Below are 3,245 nucleotides of genomic sequence, written 5' to 3' on the forward strand. Positions count from 1 at the left end.
ATTAAAAAGTTCATTGACATGTTGTGAAAGAATTACGAGACACATAGGTAGGAGTTGTATAGCAATATACAACACCAACATACAAATTAAATTAAGTTACATAACTTATTTACAGAACTAGAGAAAGTAGATAAGGGCGTATGGAGGATGCCTAGGCTCTCAGAGGCGATGAAGGACGTGATAAGCTGCGATAAGCTGCGGGGATTGGCAAATACGAGTTAATCCGCAGATTTCCGAATGGGACAACCCGGCTAGTTGAAGACTAGTCACCATGCTTGCATGGAGCTAACCCGGAGAACTGAAACATCTAAGTACCCGGAGGAAGAGAAAACAATAGTGATTCCCTTAGTAGCGGCGAGCGAACGGGGACAAGCCCAAACCCATTATGTTACGGCATGATGGGGGTTGTAGGACTGCAAAGTTCATTGATAATAGAATCTGAATTACCTGGGAAGGTAAACCAAAGAAGGTGAAAGTCCTGTAAGAGTAACCTTATTAATGACAGCAGGATCCTGAGTAAGGCGGGACAGGAGAAATCCCGTTTGAATCTACCGGCACCATCCGGTAAGGCTAAATACTCCTGAGAGACCGATAGTGAACAAGTACCGTGAGGGAAAGGTGAAAAGTACCCTGAATAAGGGGGTGAAATAGTACCTGAAACCATACGCTTACAAGCGGTTGGAGCAGCTTCGTGCTGTGACAGCGTGCCTTTTGCATAATGAGCCTACGAGTTACTCCTCACTGGCAAGGTTAAGTGGTTAAAGCCATGGAGCCGGAGCGAAAGCGAGTCTGAATAGGGCGCTTAAGTCAGTGGGGGTAGACGCGAAACTTTGTGATCTACCCATGACCAGGTTGAAGGATCGGTAACACGATCTGGAGGACCGAACCAGTAGACGTTGAAAAGTCTTTGGATGAGTTGTGGGTAGGGGTGAAAGGCCAATCAAACTGAGAAATAGCTCGTACTCCCCGAAATGCTTTTAGGAGCAGCGTGGAGGTTATTCTGATAGAGGTAGAGCTACCAATAGGACTAGGGGGAGTCACATCCTACCAAATCCTGATGAACTCCGAATGCTATCAGATTTACTCTGCAGTGAGGGCATGGGTGCTAAGGTCCATGTCCGAAAGGGAAAGAACCCGGACCAACAGCTAAGGTCCCCAAGTGTATACTAAGTTGAACTAAGGTAGTTCAGTTGCCGAGACAGCCAGGATGTTGGCTTGGAAGCAGCCACTCATTTAAAGAGTGCGTAACAGCTCACTGGTCGAGCGACAGAGCATCGATGATAATCGGGCATTAAGTATACCACCGAAGCTTTGGCAGTATTTATACTGGGTAGGGGAGCATTCTATCAGCAGTGAAGTTATGGCGTAAGCCATGGTGGAGCGGATAGAAAAGCAAATGTAGGCATAAGTAACGATAAGGCGGGTGAGAAACCCGCCCACCGATAGACTAAGGTTTCCTGATCAACGCTAATCGGATCAGGGTTAGTCGGGACCTAAGGCGAACCCGAAGGGGGTAGTCGATGGACCATGGGTTAATATTCCCATACTACCGTTAACAGCGATGGAGAGACGGAGAAGTGAAAGGCTCGCGTGCTGACGGAATAGCACGTTAAAGGGTGTAGGTATTAGACCAGTAGGCAAATCCGCTGGACTAGCTGAACCTGATAGTACCGCAATCCTTCGGGAGCGCGGATAGTGGCCCTAATCAGGCTTCCAAGAAAATCTTCTAAGTAATGTTAATGGTACCCGTACCGCAAACCGACACAGGTAGTCAAGGAGAGAATCCTGAGGTGCTCGAGTGATTCGTGGCTAAGGAACTAGGCAAAATGGCCCTGTAACTTCGGGAGAAGGGGCACCTACCTCACTTCGGTGAGGAGGTCGCAGTGAAAAGATCCAGGCGACTGTTTAGCAAAAACACATGGCTTTGCGAAATCGAAAGATGATGTATAAGGCCTGACACCTGCCCGGTGCTGGAAGGTTAAGGGGGGATGTTATCCTTCGGGAGAAGCATTGAACTGAAGCCCCAGTAAACGGCGGCCGTAACTATAACGGTCCTAAGGTAGCGAAATTCCTTGTCGGGTAAGTTCCGACCTGCACGAATGGTGCAACGATCTGGATACTGTCTCGGCCACGAGCTCGGTGAAATTGTAGTCGCGGTGAAGATGCCGCGTACCCGCAACGGGACGGAAAGACCCCATGAACCTTTACTACAGCTTAACATTGACATTGTGTAAATAATGTGTAGGGAGGTGGGAGACACTGAAGCAGCCTCGCCAGGGGTTGTGGAGTCGTTGTTGAAATACCACCCTTTATTTACGTGATGCCTAATCCCTACCCAGGGAGACATTGTTTGGTGGGTAGTTTGACTGGGGTGGTCGCCTCCAAAAGAGTAACGGAGGCTTCCAAAGGTTCCCTCAGCACGCTTGGTAACCGTGCGAAGAGCGCAATAGCATAAGGGAGCTTGACTGTGAGACCAACAAGTCGATCAGGGACGAAAGTCGGGTATAGTGATCCGGTGGTTCCGCATGGAAGGGCCATCGCTCAAAGGATAAAAGGTACTCTGGGGATAACAGGCTGATCTCCCCCAAGAGCTCACATCGACGGGGAGGTTTGGCACCTCGATGTCGGCTCGTCACATCCTGGGGCTGGAGAAGGTCCCAAGGGTTGGGCTGTTCGCCCATTAAAGTGGCACGCGAGCTGGGTTCAGAACGTCGTGAGACAGTTCGGTCCCTATCTGTTGTGGGCGTAAGAAGTTTGAGAGGATCTGTCCTTAGTACGAGAGGACCGGGATGGACCAACCTCTGGTGTACCGGTTGTGGTGCCAGCTGCACCGCCGGGTAGCTATGTTGGGAAGGGATAAGCGCTGAAAGCATCTAAGCGCGAAACCCACCTCAAGATGAGACTTCTTTATAAGGGACGTTATAGATGATGACGTTGATAGGCTGCAAGTGTAAAGACAGAGATGTCAAAGCTGAGCAGTACTAATTACCCGTAAGCTTTCCTAGTGCCGCAAGGCACTCGTAATTTTTTCACTACACATGTCAAAGATATTAGTCTAAACAAAAAGAGTGTTTAGCAGATTTTATGGTGACTATAGCGGTGGGGTCCACCTCTTCCCATTCCGAACAGAGAAGTTAAGCCCACCAGCGCCGATGGTACTGCAGTAAGATGTGGGAGAGTAGGTCGTTGCCAGACTTTATTATAAACCCCTTATCATAACGATAAGGGGTTTTTTTATGCCTAAT

At 48.9% G+C, this 3,245-nt stretch carries 2 rRNA genes; both read left to right on the top strand.

Features of this window, described 5'->3' with window-relative positions:
- The first annotated feature begins 120 nt into the window (after nt 1–120).
- A 23S ribosomal RNA gene (locus tag E1176_RS03450) occupies nt 121–3,005 on the top strand.
- A gap of 78 nt (nt 3,006–3,083) precedes the next feature.
- Nucleotides 3,084–3,195: ribosomal RNA gene (gene rrf, locus E1176_RS03455) — 5S ribosomal RNA — on the top strand.
- Nucleotides 3,196–3,245: the final 50 nt, after the last annotated feature.

This window comes from Fulvivirga aurantia (genome assembly GCF_009711475.1).
Lineage (GTDB): Bacteria > Bacteroidota > Bacteroidia > Cytophagales > Cyclobacteriaceae > Fulvivirga > Fulvivirga aurantia.